This is a genomic window from Bacillus sp. PPSBB_11 (assembly GCF_038023285.1).
Lineage (GTDB): Bacteria > Bacillota > Bacilli > Bacillales > Bacillaceae > Bacillus > Bacillus altitudinis.
Window position 1 is genome coordinate 2006723 of record NZ_CP150633.1, and the last position, 16775, is coordinate 2023497.

The 16775-nt window shown below is 41.5% G+C and carries 24 protein-coding genes and 2 tRNA genes; 15 read left to right on the top strand and 11 right to left on the bottom strand.

Annotation, left to right across the window (positions count from 1 at the left end; all coding sequences use genetic code 11):
* Nucleotides 1-103: 103 nt before the first annotated feature.
* Nucleotides 104-520, bottom strand: coding sequence for a hypothetical protein (locus V7L95_RS09855; protein WP_035390341.1), 417 nt, complete (start codon nt 518-520; stop codon nt 104-106).
* Complete coding sequence (locus tag V7L95_RS09860) at nt 517-957, bottom strand: LytTR family DNA-binding domain-containing protein (protein ID WP_113747449.1); 441 nt, start codon at nt 955-957, stop codon at nt 517-519. The genes V7L95_RS09855 and V7L95_RS09860 overlap by 4 nt, the downstream gene beginning before the upstream one ends.
* A gap of 161 nt (nt 958-1118) precedes the next feature.
* Between V7L95_RS09860 and V7L95_RS09865 the strand changes: the two genes are divergently transcribed.
* A complete protein-coding gene (locus V7L95_RS09865; protein WP_340969017.1) occupies nt 1119-1907 on the top strand; it encodes a GNAT family N-acetyltransferase in 789 nt (262 codons plus the stop codon).
* Here the strand turns inward: V7L95_RS09865 and V7L95_RS09870 are convergent.
* Entirely contained in the window at nt 1899-2372 is a 474-nt protein-coding gene (locus V7L95_RS09870) for a GNAT family N-acetyltransferase (protein ID WP_099496344.1), read from the bottom strand. The two genes, V7L95_RS09865 and V7L95_RS09870, sit on opposite strands and share 9 nt — an antisense overlap.
* Before the next feature lie 51 nt (nt 2373-2423).
* Here V7L95_RS09870 and V7L95_RS09875 point away from each other — a divergent pair, with 51 nt between their 5' ends.
* Nucleotides 2424-2693, top strand: coding sequence for a YesK-like family protein (locus V7L95_RS09875; RefSeq protein WP_048002346.1), 270 nt, complete (start codon nt 2424-2426; stop codon nt 2691-2693).
* A gap of 12 nt (nt 2694-2705) precedes the next feature.
* Here the strand turns inward: V7L95_RS09875 and V7L95_RS09880 are convergent, their stop codons facing one another.
* The 3 genes from V7L95_RS09880 to V7L95_RS09890 all read right to left on the bottom strand — a co-directional run bounded on the left by V7L95_RS09880 (nt 2706) and on the right by V7L95_RS09890 (nt 4314).
* On the bottom strand, nt 2706-3230 hold the full coding sequence (locus V7L95_RS09880; protein ID WP_008346711.1) for a GNAT family protein: 525 nt from the start codon (nt 3228-3230) through the stop codon (nt 2706-2708).
* The gene (locus V7L95_RS09885; RefSeq protein WP_008346708.1) at nt 3227-3622 is read right to left on the bottom strand and encodes a VOC family protein; all 396 of its coding nucleotides are present in this window, start codon (nt 3620-3622) and stop codon (nt 3227-3229) included. Before V7L95_RS09885 ends, V7L95_RS09880 begins: the two co-directional genes overlap by 4 nt.
* A 68-nt stretch (nt 3623-3690) precedes the next feature.
* A complete protein-coding gene (locus V7L95_RS09890) occupies nt 3691-4314 on the bottom strand; it encodes a GNAT family N-acetyltransferase (protein WP_008346706.1) in 624 nt (207 codons plus the stop codon).
* 149 nt (nt 4315-4463) lie between these two features.
* Here V7L95_RS09890 and V7L95_RS09895 point away from each other — a divergent pair, with 149 nt between their 5' ends.
* The 6 genes from V7L95_RS09895 (at nt 4464) to V7L95_RS09920 (ending at nt 8538) form a co-directional block, all read left to right on the top strand.
* The gene (locus V7L95_RS09895; RefSeq protein ID WP_340966098.1) at nt 4464-5015 is read left to right on the top strand and encodes a TetR/AcrR family transcriptional regulator; all 552 of its coding nucleotides are present in this window, start codon (nt 4464-4466) and stop codon (nt 5013-5015) included.
* Nucleotides 5016-5094: 79 nt separating this feature from the next.
* Complete coding sequence (locus V7L95_RS09900; RefSeq protein WP_096881063.1) at nt 5095-5634, top strand: dihydrofolate reductase family protein; 540 nt, start codon at nt 5095-5097, stop codon at nt 5632-5634.
* A gap of 109 nt (nt 5635-5743) precedes the next feature.
* Nucleotides 5744-6217: a MarR family transcriptional regulator gene (locus V7L95_RS09905; protein WP_007496406.1), complete on the top strand. Its 474-nt coding sequence runs from the start codon at nt 5744-5746 to the stop codon at nt 6215-6217.
* Nucleotides 6201-6824: a nitroreductase family protein gene (locus V7L95_RS09910; protein WP_242731645.1), complete on the top strand. Its 624-nt coding sequence runs from the start codon at nt 6201-6203 to the stop codon at nt 6822-6824. The genes V7L95_RS09905 and V7L95_RS09910 overlap by 17 nt, the downstream gene beginning before the upstream one ends.
* Nucleotides 6825-6841: 17 nt before the next feature.
* A complete protein-coding gene (locus V7L95_RS09915; protein WP_024719164.1) occupies nt 6842-7894 on the top strand; it encodes an LLM class flavin-dependent oxidoreductase in 1053 nt (350 codons plus the stop codon).
* Nucleotides 7895-8244: 350 nt separating this feature from the next.
* Nucleotides 8245-8538 (top strand): hypothetical protein, encoded by a 294-nt coding sequence (locus tag V7L95_RS09920; protein ID WP_024719163.1) that lies wholly within the window; start codon nt 8245-8247, stop codon nt 8536-8538.
* Between the two features lie 45 nt (nt 8539-8583).
* Here the strand turns inward: V7L95_RS09920 and V7L95_RS09925 are convergent, their stop codons facing one another.
* Nucleotides 8584-9138: an XRE family transcriptional regulator gene (locus tag V7L95_RS09925; protein ID WP_039170194.1), complete on the bottom strand. Its 555-nt coding sequence runs from the start codon at nt 9136-9138 to the stop codon at nt 8584-8586.
* Between the two features lie 112 nt (nt 9139-9250).
* Between V7L95_RS09925 and V7L95_RS09930 the strand changes: the two genes are divergently transcribed.
* Complete coding sequence (locus V7L95_RS09930; protein ID WP_007496397.1) at nt 9251-9838, top strand: LysE family transporter; 588 nt, start codon at nt 9251-9253, stop codon at nt 9836-9838.
* A 4-nt stretch (nt 9839-9842) separates the two neighbouring features.
* Here V7L95_RS09930 and V7L95_RS09935 read toward each other — a convergent pair whose 3' ends face one another.
* The gene (locus V7L95_RS09935; protein ID WP_025206821.1) at nt 9843-10394 is read right to left on the bottom strand and encodes a GNAT family N-acetyltransferase; all 552 of its coding nucleotides are present in this window, start codon (nt 10392-10394) and stop codon (nt 9843-9845) included.
* Nucleotides 10395-10521: 127 nt separating this feature from the next.
* Here V7L95_RS09935 and V7L95_RS09940 point away from each other — a divergent pair, with 127 nt between their 5' ends.
* Nucleotides 10522-10707, top strand: coding sequence for a CsbD family protein (locus tag V7L95_RS09940; protein ID WP_008346686.1), 186 nt, complete (start codon nt 10522-10524; stop codon nt 10705-10707).
* Between the two features lie 149 nt (nt 10708-10856).
* Nucleotides 10857-11519, top strand: coding sequence for an O-methyltransferase (locus tag V7L95_RS09945; protein WP_017358426.1), 663 nt, complete (start codon nt 10857-10859; stop codon nt 11517-11519).
* A 35-nt stretch (nt 11520-11554) separates the two neighbouring features.
* On the opposite strand, the gene V7L95_RS09950 is transcribed toward V7L95_RS09945, so the two are convergent.
* Together V7L95_RS09950 and V7L95_RS09955 are read right to left on the bottom strand one after the other, a co-directional pair.
* Complete coding sequence (locus V7L95_RS09950) at nt 11555-11875, bottom strand: AzlD domain-containing protein (RefSeq protein ID WP_008346681.1); 321 nt, start codon at nt 11873-11875, stop codon at nt 11555-11557.
* Complete coding sequence (locus tag V7L95_RS09955; RefSeq protein WP_007496390.1) at nt 11872-12597, bottom strand: AzlC family ABC transporter permease; 726 nt, start codon at nt 12595-12597, stop codon at nt 11872-11874. Before V7L95_RS09955 ends, V7L95_RS09950 begins: the two co-directional genes overlap by 4 nt.
* A gap of 295 nt (nt 12598-12892) precedes the next feature.
* On the opposite strand from V7L95_RS09955, the gene V7L95_RS09960 reads away from it, so the two are divergent.
* Both V7L95_RS09960 and V7L95_RS09965 read left to right on the top strand, forming a co-directional pair.
* Entirely contained in the window at nt 12893-13768 is an 876-nt protein-coding gene (locus tag V7L95_RS09960) for a DMT family transporter (protein WP_129548120.1), read from the top strand.
* 79 nt (nt 13769-13847) lie between these two features.
* Nucleotides 13848-14825: a S66 peptidase family protein gene (locus V7L95_RS09965; RefSeq protein WP_340966118.1), complete on the top strand. Its 978-nt coding sequence runs from the start codon at nt 13848-13850 to the stop codon at nt 14823-14825.
* 81 nt (nt 14826-14906) lie between these two features.
* Here the strand turns inward: V7L95_RS09965 and gltP are convergent, their stop codons facing one another.
* The gene (gltP, locus tag V7L95_RS09970) at nt 14907-16157 is read right to left on the bottom strand and encodes a glutamate-aspartate/proton symporter GltP (RefSeq protein WP_024719154.1); all 1251 of its coding nucleotides are present in this window, start codon (nt 16155-16157) and stop codon (nt 14907-14909) included.
* Nucleotides 16158-16526: 369 nt separating this feature from the next.
* Here gltP and V7L95_RS09975 point away from each other — a divergent pair.
* Together V7L95_RS09975 and V7L95_RS09980 are read left to right on the top strand one after the other, a co-directional pair.
* Nucleotides 16527-16603, top strand: a tRNA-Arg gene (locus V7L95_RS09975).
* Nucleotides 16604-16618: 15 nt separating this feature from the next.
* A tRNA-Gly gene (locus V7L95_RS09980) sits at nt 16619-16692 on the top strand.
* The last annotated feature ends 83 nt before the right edge of the window (nt 16693-16775 follow it).

Sequence of the window (16775 nt, forward strand, 5' to 3'; positions counted from 1 at the left end):
AAGGTTTTCTATCACGCTGAAAAGAAGACAAAGGGCTAAAATCAAGTTCATTTTAGCCCTTTGTCAACAATCTGAAGAGACCTTTCAGATAAGGTCTCTTTTTTTAAGGCTGCGGCTTCAGGTGATTCAGTGCCTGCGCCAGTTTTTGATTTTGTTGTTTTTTGTAAAATAGAAAGGCGATGATATGGCCTACTAATGTGAGAAAGGCAATACCGATAAAATAAGGCATGATCCATTCGAGCAGTGTAGTCGAATATAAAGCGACCGCTCCTACTTGAAACCCTAAATTGACGACAGTGGAGATGAGAATGTTGATGGGTGCTGGAAAGGTAAAGTAGTTCCATAGTAAAGGATACATGACCCCAAAGACGATGCCTGCCAAAGTACCGATGGCAATGATGTGCCACACGTAATGAAAAGGGATAGAGGATGACCATTGAGTGATGGACAGGATGAGTGTCAGCCATACGATAGAGACAAAAGCTGTTTGCATAAATTGATGTTTTAGTTCCTTGATCATTTGAATCGCTCCTTTATATATTTGGCGTAATGACGACTGACGGTGTAGCTGTTTTTCGAGATGGTTTCGACCTCTAAGCGAGCGTACGTACCAGCGACAAAGCTGTCGACTTGCGCTAAATTGAGAATGACTGCATTGTTGATACGATAGAAATGTTCACGCTCTAACGACTTCAGATCCTTCAGCCGTTTACTGAGAAAATACGTCGTACCCTGAGTCGTGATCACCTTTGACATATGTCCAAGCGCAGAGATCGCTTCAATTTGTTCTAATGGTAAAAGAGACTGCCGATCATTTTTTGGATCTTTGACCGTTAGAGATGTACTAGTCTCCAGCATTGATGCCATCTTTTGTAAACGTTCTTGATTATGTGGATGGCTGATGACGTCTACTTCCGTCACATCCTTTTCTTGATTCCAGATCAAACGAAATTTCATCCATAAACCTCCTCTCACAATGAGCATAGCAATAGATGAAAGCGAATGCGATTGAATGTTGCTTTGATGCAGAAGAATTCTTTTTGTTGCAAAGATTCACCGCGTTTCTGCGGCTTTCCTTTATAATGAAAAGATACTCGTTCGTGAATGGAGGAATGATGTTGTATCTTGTAGATCAACAAAGGACAGGAGCGGTAAAAGAGGAAATTCGGCGGATTGATCCTGCCTATCCAGTGTTCGTAGATGCGATACTCGATGGCGTGATACAAGGAGATTTATATGTGGATCACCGAGATCACCCGTGTGTCTATTTTGCAGGGACGACAACCGGCATTTATTATGTCGCAGGCAAGACAGAAGCAGCACTCTCATTATGTTCAACGTTCATTGTGGATGTTTATAAAAAGCAGAAAAGAGAGAACAGACGGTTCACTTTGTTTTCAGCAAATCCAGCATCAGATGAGATGATGAAAAAATGCTTCGGTTCCCAACTGAATGAAATGCAAAGACATGCGTATTCTTATGACTTGACCTCTCCTGATCTGATTGTGCCTGATCAAGACGAAATGATCAAACGCACGAATGAACAAGTCATTGCCGCAAGCAAAGTATTCCCATCCAGCTATTATGAAGCATATTGGGGAGGAGTAGATCACTTTTTATCTAATGGCGTCGGAGTTGCCATCTTAAACGGTGAAGACGTGGTCAGTGAATGTATCTCTATTTTTTCAAGTGAAAAACGAGTGGAAATCGATATTTGGACAGATGAAGCCTGCCGTGGAAAAGGGTTGGCTTTGTTAGCAGCTCAGCAACTGATCAGCATCTGTGTTGAAAAAGGGAAGACACCGCATTGGGATTGCGATGTCCATCATGCAACCTCGGCCAAATTGGCAGAGAAGCTAGGTTTTCAGTGGACAAAGACGTATCGCTTATTTTATGCCTCACGCTGAAAAGGTTTTGAGATACCAAGCATCCATGGCAGAATGCTCTGAGCCTTCAATTGGTGCAGGAAGAAGAGAGAAGTCATACTGTTGATAAAGACCAGTAGCAGCTGTTAATTCACTGCGGGTTTCTAAATAACAAGCATCGTAGTATGTAGCAGCATATTGCAGGGCCGTATCCATCAGTTTCTTGCCCGCACCTTTGCCTTGTGCTTTTGGGCTTAAATAAAGCTTTTGTAGCTCACAAATGCCATCTGTGAAAGGGGCAATGCCAACGCCACCAACAATTTCACCATGTTCTTCGGCAATCCAATAGGCTGCATGAGTCAATGATTGATAGTATTCGAAAAGCTGATCAAGGTGTGGGTCTGTGTAGGCTGTACCTTCAATCGCAAGATTCGCTGATTCTAATGACTGGCGGATAATGGCCGCGATAAAAGGATTGTCCTGCTTTTGAATCGGTCTAATATTCATTGTAAAAACCTCCGTTGTCATAGGATAAAAAAGAAAAGGAGTTGATGCGATATGTTCTGGCTGCAAACCGTTATTTTTACTGTCATTGTGCTCTGTCTCTCGTGGTGGGCAGGAAAAAGACGTAGGCATCGCCATGCCAGGCTGATTGTCCCGATATGTATCACTATGTTTGGATTGCTCTTATTGATCGGCAGTTTCTTCATTGGCAGATGGGAAGGGATGGCGCTCAGCATATCAAGCGTCTCTATCGTTCTCTCTTCTATCATTTGTTTGATCATCGTTACAGGGCTTCATTTGTTAAAAAAAGATGACCCTTCGTAGGCTGGGACATCTTTATGATTTGATTCTATCGTATTCCTCACGAAGGATTCCCATCATGATGACATCCGAATAAGCACCGTTGAAATAGAGCGCTTGACGTCTTTTTCCTTCATATTGAAATCCGGCTTTCTCATAGCTTCGAAAGGCTCGTGGGTTATGGGAAAAAACTTCAAGCTCAAGCCGATTGAGTTCTAACGTCTCAAAGGCAAATGTTTGAACCATCCGAACAGCCTCAGTGCCATATCCTTTGTGAAAATGCTCTGGACCATGTAGCGCAATGCGGAAACTTGCCGTATGGTTTATCGGATCAATATCCACAATCGCCGCATCCCCGATCATTTCTTTCGTGTCTAGCAGACAAATAGCAAAGTCTCGTCTACTGTCATCCTGCAGAAAACGGGTATAGGCTGAACGAATTTCTTCTAGTGTGAACGTTTTGCGTGTGCCAGTCATATAAAGTGTTTCTGCATGCTGGCATCCTCTATGAATACCAGGATAATCTTTTTCTTCAATCGGTCTCAAGAATAATCGCGTCATGATGGATCAGCCTCCTCTATATATCGGGAGATTTCAATTAAGTTCATATCAGGATCACGGATATAAATGGATTCAATCGGACCTAATGCACCAGAACGTCTGACCGGACCTTCTTCAATTGGAACAACCTGCTTTCGAAGATGAAGCAATAAACTGTCTATATCTAAATCGGTGATAAAACACAGGTCAGCAGATCCAGGCTGGGGATGAGCAGCTTTTGGTTCAAATTCATGACCCGCTTCATGAAGGTTGATCTTTTGTAAGCCAAAACGAAGGGCTTTACGGCCTTCTCCAAAAGTTTCTTCCTTCATTCCTAATACGTTTGTATAAAAGCGAATGGTTTCCTCCATATGTTGTACAGTCAACACGATATGATCAAGTCGTCGTATCATCAGTCTCTCCTCCAAGTATGATCATTGTTTGAACTGCTTCTATTATATCATCCCTTGAAGAAGATACCTTATTTGATCACGGTTTTATAACTCCAGCTTTCTAGGGACATGTTTTCTCCGTGCAGTACTCTCTCATCAAACTCCGTCCACCCATTTTTTCGATAGAAATGACGATTGGCCTCGTTGTGTGTAATCAGTGTGAACAGTCCGCCGCCTTGCCGGGCGATAAAGGGGAAAAGACATTGCTTTAGCATACGGCTTCCAAGTTTTTTTCCTTGTTGGTCTTTTGCAACGACAAGAGCTTCTAAATACCAGTAAGGTTTCTTTAAGGAAGAACACGCTTTTTTTGCCTCCTTTAACATACGGAACACATGCTGAATCGCCGATATGCCGCCAGTAAAGAGTAGCTTTAACCCACCAGATAACACATAATCCATGAGTCCTGGTTCAGGAAGACGGGGATGTTTTAACAGGGCGGCAGACACAATTTTCTCGTTCTCAACCCCGACCAAACAGATTTGATGCTGAAAATATACCTTTGTATTGATCAAATGCAGCTGACGGGCGAAAGCAGAACGCTTGGTCACCTTTTCGCATAATAAATCAAAAAATGAATAGTTCTGAAATGAATCATCTAACAACGCTGCCACTTGAGGCAGTTCATCCTCTCTAGCAAGTCTGAATTGAAGCATATGATGGTCCTCCTTTTTTGAACAGATATAGATTATTGAACATGTGTCCATTATAATAAGAGGAAAATAAACCGAACATCGGCAATGAATGATCTCTTGTTCATAAATAGACAGGTATAGCCAGATTGTTCAAAAATGGAGGGTGTTTGATGAAGGACAGACGAACAATCAAAACCAAAAAGGCGATACGGGAAAGCTTTCTTGAGCTTTTAAAGGAAAAAGATGTTCAGCAAATTACAGTATCAGAGCTATCTAGAAGAGCGGATTTAGGTAGAGGGACCTTTTATTTGCACTACCAAGATGTATTTGATTTGCATGAACAGCTTGAGAAGGAACTATTTCATCAGCTTGGCGGACTGTACGATGAATCGTTTCCAAGCCAGGACCCGCTTGATATGCTGTCCTTTTTAAACAAAACAACTGAGTATTTAAAAGAAAAACAATTCATGATGACGTTATTTGTCAAACCGAATAGCCCAACGACGAATCAATTTAAAGCGTTTTTTAAAGAAAAAATCATGAAAGAGTGGCAACTTGATCAGCGTCAAATTACGGAGCATGAACAGATTGTGGCCTCATTTGTTGTGTCTGGTGTTGTTGGTGTACTGGAGGAATGGATTCATGAAGGGATGACAGTCGAAGCGGGGCAGCTTGCACACATCTTGTACAAACTTCTCATGAAGGTAGAACAGGAATCGTAAGAAACGAATGGATCATATATCATTTATCTATTCTTTCTGTTAAAATGAGAATATACGTTCTTATTTTAGGCGGGGAGTGGTGAGATTGAAAAGGAAATTACTATTTTATGGGGCAATGAGCATTGATGGATATTTAGCAAGGGATGATCACCGTTTAGATTGGCTCATAGGAACAGAGGGCGAAGAGGATACGAGATATGAGGAATTTTATGCTTCAGTCGATACGCTGATTATGGGACGGAACACATACGAACAGGTTCTAAAGCTCTCACCTGATGGGTTTCCTTATGAAGACAAGACATGTTATATCGTTTCTCGCACTTTACAAGACAGCCATACAGGAACCCGTATCATTCGTGAAGATGTTCTCTCATTTATCCACAACTTAAAAAATGAAAAAGGGCAGCATATCTGGATAGTAGGAGGCGGGGAACTGCTTCAAGCATTATTAAAAGAAAAATTAGTCGATGAGCTGTATCTCCAAATCGCACCTGTCATGATTGGAAAAGGAATCCCTCTTTTCCCTCCAACTGATCAGGAATCTAGATTTTCATTACAACAAGTGAATCAATACAAACAAATTGCTGAAATGCATTTTGTGTCAAAAGAAGACCACTGAATCACAGGGGTCTTTTTTTTAATCAAACAAACACGTTGACAAGAAAATATCCTAGTGTTAGGATAAATTTATCCTAGTTTTAGGATTTATTGAAAAAGGAGTAGTTGCCATGGTGCAGCAAGATCAGGAATTAGACTTAAGGCTTTTCCGAGTGTGGATGAAAGCCTACCATGCCCTTTTTGCAAACATCCAAAAAGACATTGAACGTTATGATATCGGATTTGAAAACTTTCAAATTCTTGAATTACTGTATAGTAAGGGACCGCATCCCGTTCAAAAAATTAGTGAGATTCTATCCATTCCAAGTGGGAGCATCACCTATGTGGTCAACAAATTAGAAAAACAAGAATTAGTCAAAAGACAATGTGCACCTTCTGATAAACGTGTATTCCATGTATTACTGACAGATAAAGGGAAGCAGCTATTTGACGATATTTTTCCAAAACATACAGATGTCATTTCACAAAATCTGTCCTTTATCGAAACAGAGGAAAAAGAACAGCTCATTGAATGGTTGAAAAAAATCGGTTTAGGTGCAAAACAACTTCACGAAAAGGGGAAACAAGATGACACACAGCTTTGATACATTGGTACGTGAAAGACGATCAGCATCAAATTTTTTGTCGAATATCTCGATTTCGAGAGAAGAGCTTAATAGTATCTTTGAAGAAGTGAAGCTGGCACCTTCAGCCTTTAATTTACAGCATACGCAATATGTCGTCGTCCAATCAGAAGCGCTTAAAGAGCAAGTAAGAGATGCTGCATTTGGACAATATAAGGTGCATTCCGCTTCAGCAGCGATCATTGTACTCGGCGATCCGAAAGCTTATGAGCAAGCAGGAAACATTTATGAAGGCCTAAAAATGCTCGGTATCTTAAATGCGCAACAATATGAGGAAATGGTCAGAGAGACGATGAGTTTTTATGTGCAGAGAGGATCAGACTTTCAGAAAGAAGAGGCGATTCGCAATGCTTCATTATCTGCCATGCTATTTATGCTTGCCGCCAAAAACAAGGGATGGGATACTTGCCCAATGATCGGCTTTGACCCCGAAGCAATGAAAAAGGTGTTAAACATCGAATCAGATTTGGTTCCTGTATTAATGATCACGCTCGGAAAAGAAAAAGTAGAGAGCAGACAAGCGAGAGGCTATCGCAAGCCGGTCTCTGAATTTGTGACATATTTATAAGATAGGGGGTTCCATTCATGGAACTAGGAATTAGTACATTTGTAGAAACAACACCTGATTTTCAAACAGGAAAAACAGTCAGCCACGCACAGCGTATTCGTGAAGTAGTAGAAGAAATTATTTTAGCAGATCAAGTGGGTCTCGACGTTTTTGGTGTAGGAGAGCATCATCGTGAAGATTTTGCCGCATCAAATCCAGCAGTCGTATTAGCAGCTGCGGCAACGCAAACAAAGAATATTCGTCTGACAAGTGCCGTAACTGTTCTTTCATCGGCAGATCCTGTTCGTGTGTTTCAAGATTTTGCGACATTAGATGGCCTTTCTAACGGGCGTGCAGAGATCATGGCTGGCCGTGGATCATTTATTGAATCGTTCCCGCTTTTTGGCTATGACTTAGATGATTATGAAGAATTATTTGAAGAAAAACTAGATTTACTGTTGAAATTACAGCAGTCAGAGCGTGTGACGTGGAGCGGTAAGCACCGTCCTTCCATTCAGGATGTCGGCGTATATCCAAGACCTGTTCAAGATCCGCTTCCCATCTGGATTGGCAGTGGAGGAAACAGAGAATCTGTCGTACGTGCTGGATTATTAGGATTACCACTTGTCCTTGCCATTATTGGCGGCAGCCCTAGACAGTTCGCACCGCTAGTGCAGCTCTACAAGCAAGCTGCGATTCACGCTGGACATGATCCTGAGAAATTAACGGTGGCATCCCATTCACATGGATTTGTTGCGGAGGAAACAGAATTGGCAGCAGATCAATTCTTCCCTTCTACACAGCATGTCATGAATACATTAGCAAGAGAACGAGGCTGGGGACCTTATACCCGTTCTACATTCGATGCAGCAAGAACATTAGAAGGTGCATTGTATGTAGGAGATCCAGATGCCGTAGCAGAGAAAGTGATTCATCTGCGAAAAAATGTAGGCATTACGCGCTTCATGTTGCACGTACCGGTCGGTTCAATGCCGCATGATCAAGTGCTGAAAGCTATTGAGTTATTTGGGAAAGAAGTGGCTCCTAAAGTAAGAGAAGAGGTTGCCCGCTGGGAAGCCGAACAAGCATAACAAAAAAGTCGATCAAGTGAATAGGCTTGATCGACTTTTTCTTATGCTTAAGGATCAATAACACATGGTTTCACTGTAGGGCATGAAGCAGCAGAAGCAAATGGTGTGGCCGTCAAGGTGAAGAGGAAAACAAGTTGAAAACAGATAAGCCATTTTTTCATGAAATCACCTCCGTTATCAATTGTTTCACTAGAACGAGGTGAGGATAAAAGCATAGAAGTATGTAACACCCTCTATCCAGCATAAGACAATCATATCATAATTTTCAAAAAAATGAAAAAATAACTTACTAAAGTTCTAAATTATGGTATGGTTAATATGTTCAACAAAAAAAGGGAGGGATTTTTTGTATGAAAAAGGTCATAACTTCTGTTTTGGTTGGAGCAATTGTTTTAACGGGTGCGGGTGTCACCGCTGTCCCGGTAGAAGCGAAGGGGAAAGTAAGCAGTGAAGTAACGGTACAAGCAAGTCGAACCGTCTCGGAAACGAGAACATATACGACGTCAAACATCCCATCAAGTATTACATATGCAAAGGATGGATGGGTCGGTATTCTCTATCAATCGTCAATTGAAGAGTTAGGTTTAGGAAAATATAGAGTTACCTTTACTGGAACGGTTGTACGCGATCCAGGATTTAATTAAATATAAAATGTAAAGCTGACAGGTGGACAAGCCTGTCAGCTTTTTTTAATGGGGATAATAAAGAATCATTTGCATCCGTACCATCTGTTCTCCTGATTGTTTATACTCATGGGCGCGGTCAGCCTTAAACCGAATCGAGTCGCCAGCTTGTAATGTGTATTGCTCATCACCGATCGATAAATCAAGTGCTCCCTCAAATACGGTAATCAATTCCTCTGTACCGCCGATATGTTCTTCCGCACTTAACGACCCATGAGGATCAATTTCTACCTGATAGACTTCAAATTTTCTCAGGTCATCAAATGGGAACGTCGTATATACCCGATACCTTCCCTCGTCCTCGGTTAAAACTTGTCCTTCTTCTTTTCGCACGATCTTAATTTCAGGCTGCGGTGCGTATATGAGTTCGCTAAAAGACACCTTCAACCCATTGGCGATTTTCCACAGAGTGGTGATGGTTGGTGTGGATTCTCCTCTTTCGATTTGCCCAATCATCGTTTTACTCACACTTGTTACCTCAGCCATCTTTTCTAGGCTTAATTTCTTTTGCTCTCTTAGCAGTTTGACATTTCTAGCAATAATTGATTGTACGTCCTCCATCAAAAAACTCCTTTCTTTTATTTACTTTATAACGACCGAATAGTACAATGAAACGTAATATACGCAATAAAGACTTTTAGGTCTAAATAACGTATGAAAAGGAGGTAACGATTTGATTGTTTCCATGTTGATTTATGCTTTTGTTACCAGCTTTACCCCTGGACCGAATAATATCATGGCGATGGTCTTTACGAATAAATATGGGGTCAAGCAAACATTTCGATTTTGTTTAGGGGTTGGGATCGGATTTTTGGTCATTTTATGTTTGAGCGGTTTCTTCAATATGATTCTTTATCAAGTCATGCCGAAAATCGGCTGGGTCATGGCTTTCATTGGAGCCGGTTACATGATCTATTTAGCTGTCAAAATCATGAGAAGTAAAGGCGGAGATGACGAAACACTAGACCGCTATAATCATTTTATCCCGGGGATGCTGCTGCAATTTATTAATCCGAAAGCCATCTTGTATGGGTTAACCGTCATTTCCACTTTTGTTCTGCCGTATGGACAGTCCAATATGCAATACATGTTGTTGACGTTGATTCTCGCCATCATTGGTTTTTTAGGCACATTTAGCTGGAGTTTATTTGGCTCTGTATTCAAGCGTTTTTTGACTCTTTATCAGCGGCCGTTCCAGTTCGTCATGGGGCTGCTGCTTATGTATAGTGCGATTTCGATGATCTGGAGTTATGTCATGTAAGCGGTCAGGAGACTGGCCGCTGCCTGCCCATCACAACCGTATCATAATACATGCCGTCCGCCAGCCGTTTATCTTTTTTTAACAAGCCTTCAATCTCAAAGCCATAGTGTTCATATAAACGAATGGCTTTTTGATTGGTTTCCATTACTTGAAGTGACATCTTTTGAATGCCTTGCTGATCTGCCCAGTCGATCGATGCAGCTAAAAGTTCTTTCCCGATGTGATAGCCCCAAGCGGCCTTCTGTACGGCGACGCCAAACATTACTTTGTGAGCAGAGCGCTTAAGAGAATGCCCTTCGCATCTTGAAAAACCGACAATGCCTCCTTCAATATCTGCAACTAAAAAGAGATGACGGCATTCCTTGGAATCCTCTTGAATCAACGCCTCGAACCCTTTCTCATCAATAAAGGCTTCACCCGGTTCACGATCTAAATATTCGGTTTCACCATCGATTTTCAGTCTGAGAGCTGATAACTGTTTGGCATCTGCTAATGCAGCAGAGCGAATACGATAGGTCACACCACGTACAGTGAACATACTTTCAGAAATGATCATTGAACAGACCACCAACCTTTCATTCCATTATGTCTATCATACCTGAAACGCGCACACAGCACACTCAGATGTTTTGTCATGTGCAAAAAGGCTAAATAAACAGTATCAAACGTGGAGGTGGAACAAAATGAGTGAACAAAATGGACATATGGATAAAGCGAAAGGAAAAACAAATCAAGTCAAAGGTCAAGTGAAAGAAAAACTTGGCGAAGCGACAGATCATGAAAACCTGAAAGCAGAAGGAAAGAAAGATCAAGTAAAAGGAAAGCTTCAAGATAAAAAAGGTGACGTGAAAAATAAGCTGAATCAGTAGTTTGCGTATACTTGCACTCGCCCCATGTATCCATCATCACATTCCTTTCATCAATAAAATCAATAGGTGTGTGAAAAGAATTGATTATAAATTCTCGCTTCCGTCATGTAGAATTTAAATAGAAGACATGAACAAGGGAGATGGATGACTTGGAGCAAGTATGGGGGAAAGTTGACGAGTATATCAAAGACAAATTGATGGCTAAAGATGACGTATTGGAGCAAACTCTTATCAAGAATAAGCAAGCCGGGTTACCAGAAATAGATGTGTCGCCGGCCCAAGGGAAACTGCTTTATTTGTTAGCAAAAACCAAGGGTGCAAAGCGCATTTTAGAAATCGGTACACTTGGCGGTTATAGTACCATTTGGCTTGCCCGTGCACTTGAAGCGGATGGAGAACTCATGACATTAGAGGCTGTCAGTCATCATGCAGAAACAGCACAGCAAAACATAGACAGAGCAGGCCTAGCAGAACGTGTCACCATTTTACAAGGAAAAGCGTTAGATACTTTATCTCAGTTAAAAGAGCAGGATGCGCTCCCGTTCGATTTGATTTTCATTGATGCAGACAAACCAAACAACCCGCAATATCTGAAGTGGGCGTTACACTTCTCAAAAAAGGGAACAGTCATTATTGCAGACAATGTGGTCAGAAATGGAGCAGTTCTTCATGCCTCTGATCAAGATGAGCGAGTGAAGGGAACTCGTGAATTCTTCGATTTACTCAAACAAGAGTCGAGAATTGAGGCAACCGCTATTCAAACTGTTGGCGAAAAAGGCTATGACGGCTTTGTATACGGTATCGTAAAATGAAAAAAGCTTAACCGCATCCGGTTAAGCTTTTTCTATTAGAAAAACCATCTAGCTGTGCCCATCAGCATGACGCCTACTAGAACGGTGAGGGACAAGCTTTTTGTCCAAACAGCGATTAACACAGTTGGAACCAAGACAGCAAGGTACATCCAGTGAATGGTGACGCCTGCTGTAGTATGTATGAATAGATGCTCTGCAATCAAAGCGGTAAATATACAAATGGGGATAAATGATAACCATTTGAGCACCACTTCTGGCATCTGTATACTCCTTACAAATAAAAATGGAACGACTCTTGGGATGATGGTCACAATCATACAGCCAAGAATGAGCCATAACATAAAACTGCTAATCATTTATCTGTCACCACCCCAATAGTGGCAACAAGCACAGTTGCCAACAAAACAGCCACGTGTGAAGGAACAAAATGAAGCAGCACAAACATCGCAACAAACATATATAAAACAAGTGATAAGCGATGGGTGAGCTTATTTTTTGGCACCGTCTGTAAAGAAAGAATGAGCAGCGCAGCAAACATCGCGGATAGGGCAAAATCAAGACCAAGCGCCTCTGGATTTGAAATCCAGTGTCCGAATATTCCGCCAAGTGTACACGCAGCAATCCAGCATAAATAAGCTGTAATGTTCAGTCCATGCATCCATCTGTTATTCAATTTTCCTTGCTGTGCTAATTTATTCATCGCTACGCCAAAGGATTCATCAGTAAGCAGAAGACCAAATCCGATGTTCTGCTTTACAGAGTAGCGTGTAAAATGGGGGGCAAGCGTAAGGCTGAGTAACAAATGCCGTAAATTGACAATGAACGTGGTGAAAATAATAGCGGAAAGAGGGCTTCCTGTCACAAGTAATGCACAGATGATAAACTGTGAAGCGCCAGCATAAATAAAGATAGATAACAGCGCGATTTCCCATATACTTAACTGCGAACTAATGCCAACAATTCCAAAGGCAAACCCAATGCTCATATAACCAAGCAAGGTTGGCACACAATCTTTTATTCCCTCAAGAAACGGTTCGTTTCCGGCAGTGGGAATGTGTTTCCTAGCTTCAACATCCAAATACCTCTACTCCTTTTCTATGTAAACATCAATTGTTTTACTTACTATAAGAAAACGAATTCATCATGTCAATCCTATTGAACTTCTATTATATGAAGAAACGTGGCGATAAAAAAGGATTGAAGTGAACCAGATTTTGTTATAAAGTAATCAGAAAATAAAAACAATTGGGGTGACTGATATGCAATGGAAGCCTTTATTTGAACATGATGTACCAAATCACCTCCGTCCATAACGGAGAGTGATCTCCGTTTGTGGATATCGCAGTGAATATATCCGTAACGGAGGGGAAAAAATGAATGAAAAATATATAGGAGCCCTTTACTTAGCGTTAGCTGCTAGTATTTGGGGCGGTATGTATGTAGTGGTCAAAGTAACAGTTGCGGTGGTCCCGCCACTTGAGCTCGTCTGGATGAGATATGCAATAGCTGGAGTCGTTCTTGTGTTCACGATTTGGCGTTTGGGTTACTCTTTTCGGTTAGACAAAAAGGATATCCCGCTGATTGTGGCGATTGGATTGATTGGCAACTTTCTCTCGATCGTGACCCAAGAAATTGGCACAATGTATACGTCTGCACAAATGGGTGCCGTCATCACATCTGCCACACCTGCTTTTATGGTGCTTTTCGCTTTCTTTCTATTAAAAGAATCTTTCACAATGAGAAAGTGTGTCTCCATTCTGCTTGCTACAGTAGGTGTGCTGACGATGATTGGGCCTGTCGCTGTTCAAACGGATGAGTTTGTTGGCGGTCTTTCACTGGTTATTGCTGCATTAACATGGGCGCTCATGTCTGTTCTTTTGAAACGAGTTCCAGGAAAGTATCCTCAAGTAGTGACGACAACATATGCGATCATTGTGGCCTTTATCGTATTAACACCACCCGTCTTGTTTCGTTTGCCTCATCTTGATGTGCATCAAATGGCAAGACCGGAAATATGGGGCGGCATTCTGTATCTAGGTATCATCTCAACGGCCCTTGCTTTCTTTTTGTGGAATAGAGGACTTCAACTGATGGACGCTTCAAGCGGTGGTTTGTTTTTCTTCTTTCAACCAATCGTTGGCACGGTCCTTGGATGGATGCTTCTAGGTGAAGAGATGGGCTTACGTTCGTTTGTTGGGATTTTGTGTATTTTCGCAGGTGTATATACTGTCCTGCGTCAGAGAGAGTAAGACGAGATTCCCCTTGGAGAAGGGGAATTTTCTTTACAATGAATAGATGAGAGATTCATAGAAGGTGGAGGTGAGCAGGATGATCCAGTATCCATTTTTGCAAAAAGGACAAACGATTGGGGTGACAGCACCTTCCTCAGGTGTGCAGCCCTCTTTGCATGAGATGTTTCAACTGTCTTGTGATCGGATGAAAAAAAGAGGCTATGAAGTCATATGTGGAGAGACAGTATGGCAGCAGGAAAAAGCGAAATCAGCCCCTGCAATCAAGCGAGCAAATGAGTTGCAGCGGATGATGACTTGTCATGAGATTGACCACATCATCCCGCCATGGGGCGGACAGCTGCTTATTGAAGTGTTAGAGCATCTTGATTTCTCAGTGATGCAAAAAAAGTGGATTCTTGGTTATTCAGATACAAGTCTCCTTCTATTAGCTTTGACATTAAACACAGGCATTGCGACAGCGCATGGACCGAACCTGGTGGATCTTCAGGGGGAAGAGCTTGATCAGGTGACTTCTATGTGGGAACAAATACTTTCCACTCCAGAGAAAAAGGACGTTACTCAATTTTCTTCTGATATGTATCAAAAGGAATGGCAGTATGACCATCCAAGCATACATGTCTTTCATTTAACCGAGCCAACCGCATGGCGTACTGTTGATCACTTAGAGACGACGATGAAGGGAAGACTGATGGGTGGCTGTATTGATGTGATCCGGCACTTAGCTGGCACGCCTTTTGGAGATGTCAAAGCTTTTCAAGAAACATATCTAAAAGGTGAACCCATTCTATGGTATTTTGAAAACTGTGAATTAAATGCTGCGAGCATGAAGAGGTCTCTTGTTCAATTAAAACTAGCAGGCTGGTTTGATCATTGCTCTGGCATCATGTTTGGCAGGAGTGCAGTGGACACTCCTGTGGAAGGATATGAATATACAGATCTATATGAAGAATTGCATAAGGAATTACAAATACCGATTGTTTACGATATTGATTGTGGACACGTACCGCCGCAAATGACCCTCATTAACGGAGCATATGCGGAGGTGCAGTTGTAGCAAGAAGGTAAAGCCGTGCTGAAGCAGACATTTTTGCCATAAAAAAAGGAAAGGGCGACCCCTTTCCTTCATAAAAAAACATTACATTCCTTTTGTTTCTTCACCTGCTTTTGGAACTTCCCATGCAGACTCTCGGAATACTTTTTCCCATTTAGAAACGACAATACAGGCAACCGCATGTCCAGGAACATTCACGCCTGTTCGAGCCATATCCATAATCCGATCAACACCGGCGATAATAGCGACACCTTCTGCTGGCAGACCTACTGCATGAGCTGTTGCCAAAAGAACGACAAGTGAGCCAGACGGGACAGCTGCAATGCCTTTACTTGTTAAAACAAGGACAAGCATCATAAGGAGCTGCTGGGATAAACTCATATCGACACCAAACGCTTGTGCAAGAAACACACAGGAAACCGATAAATATAAACTTGAACCATCACAATTAAGAGAAAGACCTGACGGGATGACGAAGGAAACAATTCTTTTCGGACAGCCGTATTTCTCCATCCGTGACATGAGCTGTGGAAGAACAGTTTCTGTACTTGTAGTAGAAAAGGCCACTAAAAACAAATCCCAAATCATTTTCAACACTTCGAAGTAGTTAAAACGGAAGATCAGTGCGACAAGAGGGAACAAAACAAATAGAATAATAAACAATCCTAAGAAGACAGTGCCAACAAGTTTCATCATAGGAATGAGTAAAACAATGCCGTATTGTCCGACAGAAGCTGCCATTAATGCTAAAACTCCAATAGGAGCTGTCACCATGACCATTTGTGTGAGCTTAAACATAATTTGTGCTACTGATTCAAAGAAGGTAAGGACAGGAGCGGAAGCTTTCCCAATACCGCTTGCGGCTACACCGAATAAAATAGCGAAGAAAATCACTGCTAGTAAATCATTCTGAGCCATGACATCGATGATATTGGTTGGAATGATGTCTAAAACCATCTGTTTAAAATCGACGACCTTTTGAGTATAACCATCGAGTTCCCCAATATCTTTCTTAGCTAATTGAGAGAAATCGAGTCCAACGCCTGGCTTTAACACGTTGGCCAATAAAAGCCCGATTCCAAGAACGATGGTCGTAATGACTTCAAACCAAATGATTGTCTTTAATCCGAGACTACCCATTTTCTTCATTCCACCACTGCCAGCTGCGCCGATGACAATCGTAGAGAAAACAATAGGGACTACAATCATTTTAATCAATCGGATAAAGCCATCCCCAATGGGCCGCAGTGCCATTCCGAAATCAGGGAAGAAGTGGCCGATAAGAGCTCCTATCACCAAAGCGATCATGATTTGAAAAGCGACAAACTTTTTCATCATCTCCTACCTCCTTTAAATGCATGGAAAATATTAAGAATTTTCCAATAAATAAAAATTCTAGGTGACCATGTTTTGTCCTCCTTTGGATTTAGAAAGATTTTATTTAAGAATCATTAGAATTATGAAGAAAGAAATGAAAATAGGGCGATTGAAACTCTATTTATCTAACAAAAGAGCACTTCTTAAAAAACATGAAACTTTTTTAGAAAAATGTATTGACCCTTTTGCGTGATTCATGGTATATTTTTATTCGTCGCTGATGACGCATCTGAAACACTGATGCTCAGACAGATACGATAAACAAACTTCAAAAAGATGTTGACTTAATAAAAACGATATGTTAAGATAATTAAGTCGCCTGATTAAGCGCCCGTAGCTCAATTGGATAGAGCGTTTGACTACGGATCAAAAGGTTAGGGGTTCGACTCCTCTCGGGCGCGCCAATAACATTTAACCATGCGGGTGTAGTTTAGTGGTAAAACCTCAGCCTTCCAAGCTGATGTCGTGAGTTCGATTCTCATCACCCGCTCCATTTTAAAAGATGATCTTTGAAAACTAAACAAGACAAAACGTACCTGTTAATTCGAGTTTTTATAAAAAAATCCTATGATACTT

Excerpts from the sequence above, each read along its gene's own strand:
- V7L95_RS09935 (WP_025206821.1), bottom strand. The coding sequence starts at position 10,394 with ATGATCATTTCTGAAAGTATGTTCACTGTACGTGGTGTGACCTATCGT.
- V7L95_RS09905 (WP_007496406.1), top strand. The coding sequence starts at position 5,744 with ATGGTGCAGCAAGATCAGGAATTAGACTTAAGGCTTTTCCGAGTGTGG.
- V7L95_RS09965 (WP_340966118.1), top strand. The coding sequence starts at position 13,848 with ATGATCCAGTATCCATTTTTGCAAAAAGGACAAACGATTGGGGTGACA.
- gltP (WP_024719154.1), bottom strand. The coding sequence starts at position 16,157 with ATGAAAAAGTTTGTCGCTTTTCAAATCATGATCGCTTTGGTGATAGGA.
- V7L95_RS09875 (WP_048002346.1), top strand. The coding sequence starts at position 2,424 with ATGTTCTGGCTGCAAACCGTTATTTTTACTGTCATTGTGCTCTGTCTC.
- V7L95_RS09915 (WP_024719164.1), top strand. The coding sequence starts at position 6,842 with ATGGAACTAGGAATTAGTACATTTGTAGAAACAACACCTGATTTTCAA.
- V7L95_RS09925 (WP_039170194.1), bottom strand. The coding sequence starts at position 9,138 with ATGGAGGACGTACAATCAATTATTGCTAGAAATGTCAAACTGCTAAGA.
- V7L95_RS09870 (WP_099496344.1), bottom strand. The coding sequence starts at position 2,372 with ATGAATATTAGACCGATTCAAAAGCAGGACAATCCTTTTATCGCGGCC.
- V7L95_RS09895 (WP_340966098.1), top strand. The coding sequence starts at position 4,464 with ATGAAGGACAGACGAACAATCAAAACCAAAAAGGCGATACGGGAAAGC.
- V7L95_RS09860 (WP_113747449.1), bottom strand. The coding sequence starts at position 957 with ATGAAATTTCGTTTGATCTGGAATCAAGAAAAGGATGTGACGGAAGTA.
- V7L95_RS09880 (WP_008346711.1), bottom strand. The coding sequence starts at position 3,230 with ATGACGCGATTATTCTTGAGACCGATTGAAGAAAAAGATTATCCTGGT.
- V7L95_RS09890 (WP_008346706.1), bottom strand. The coding sequence starts at position 4,314 with ATGCTTCAATTCAGACTTGCTAGAGAGGATGAACTGCCTCAAGTGGCA.
- V7L95_RS09920 (WP_024719163.1), top strand. The coding sequence starts at position 8,245 with ATGAAAAAGGTCATAACTTCTGTTTTGGTTGGAGCAATTGTTTTAACG.
- V7L95_RS09855 (WP_035390341.1), bottom strand. The coding sequence starts at position 520 with ATGATCAAGGAACTAAAACATCAATTTATGCAAACAGCTTTTGTCTCT.
- V7L95_RS09910 (WP_242731645.1), top strand. The coding sequence starts at position 6,201 with ATGACACACAGCTTTGATACATTGGTACGTGAAAGACGATCAGCATCA.
- V7L95_RS09940 (WP_008346686.1), top strand. The coding sequence starts at position 10,522 with ATGAGTGAACAAAATGGACATATGGATAAAGCGAAAGGAAAAACAAAT.
- V7L95_RS09885 (WP_008346708.1), bottom strand. The coding sequence starts at position 3,622 with ATGATACGACGACTTGATCATATCGTGTTGACTGTACAACATATGGAG.
- V7L95_RS09950 (WP_008346681.1), bottom strand. The coding sequence starts at position 11,875 with ATGATTAGCAGTTTTATGTTATGGCTCATTCTTGGCTGTATGATTGTG.
- V7L95_RS09960 (WP_129548120.1), top strand. The coding sequence starts at position 12,893 with ATGAATGAAAAATATATAGGAGCCCTTTACTTAGCGTTAGCTGCTAGT.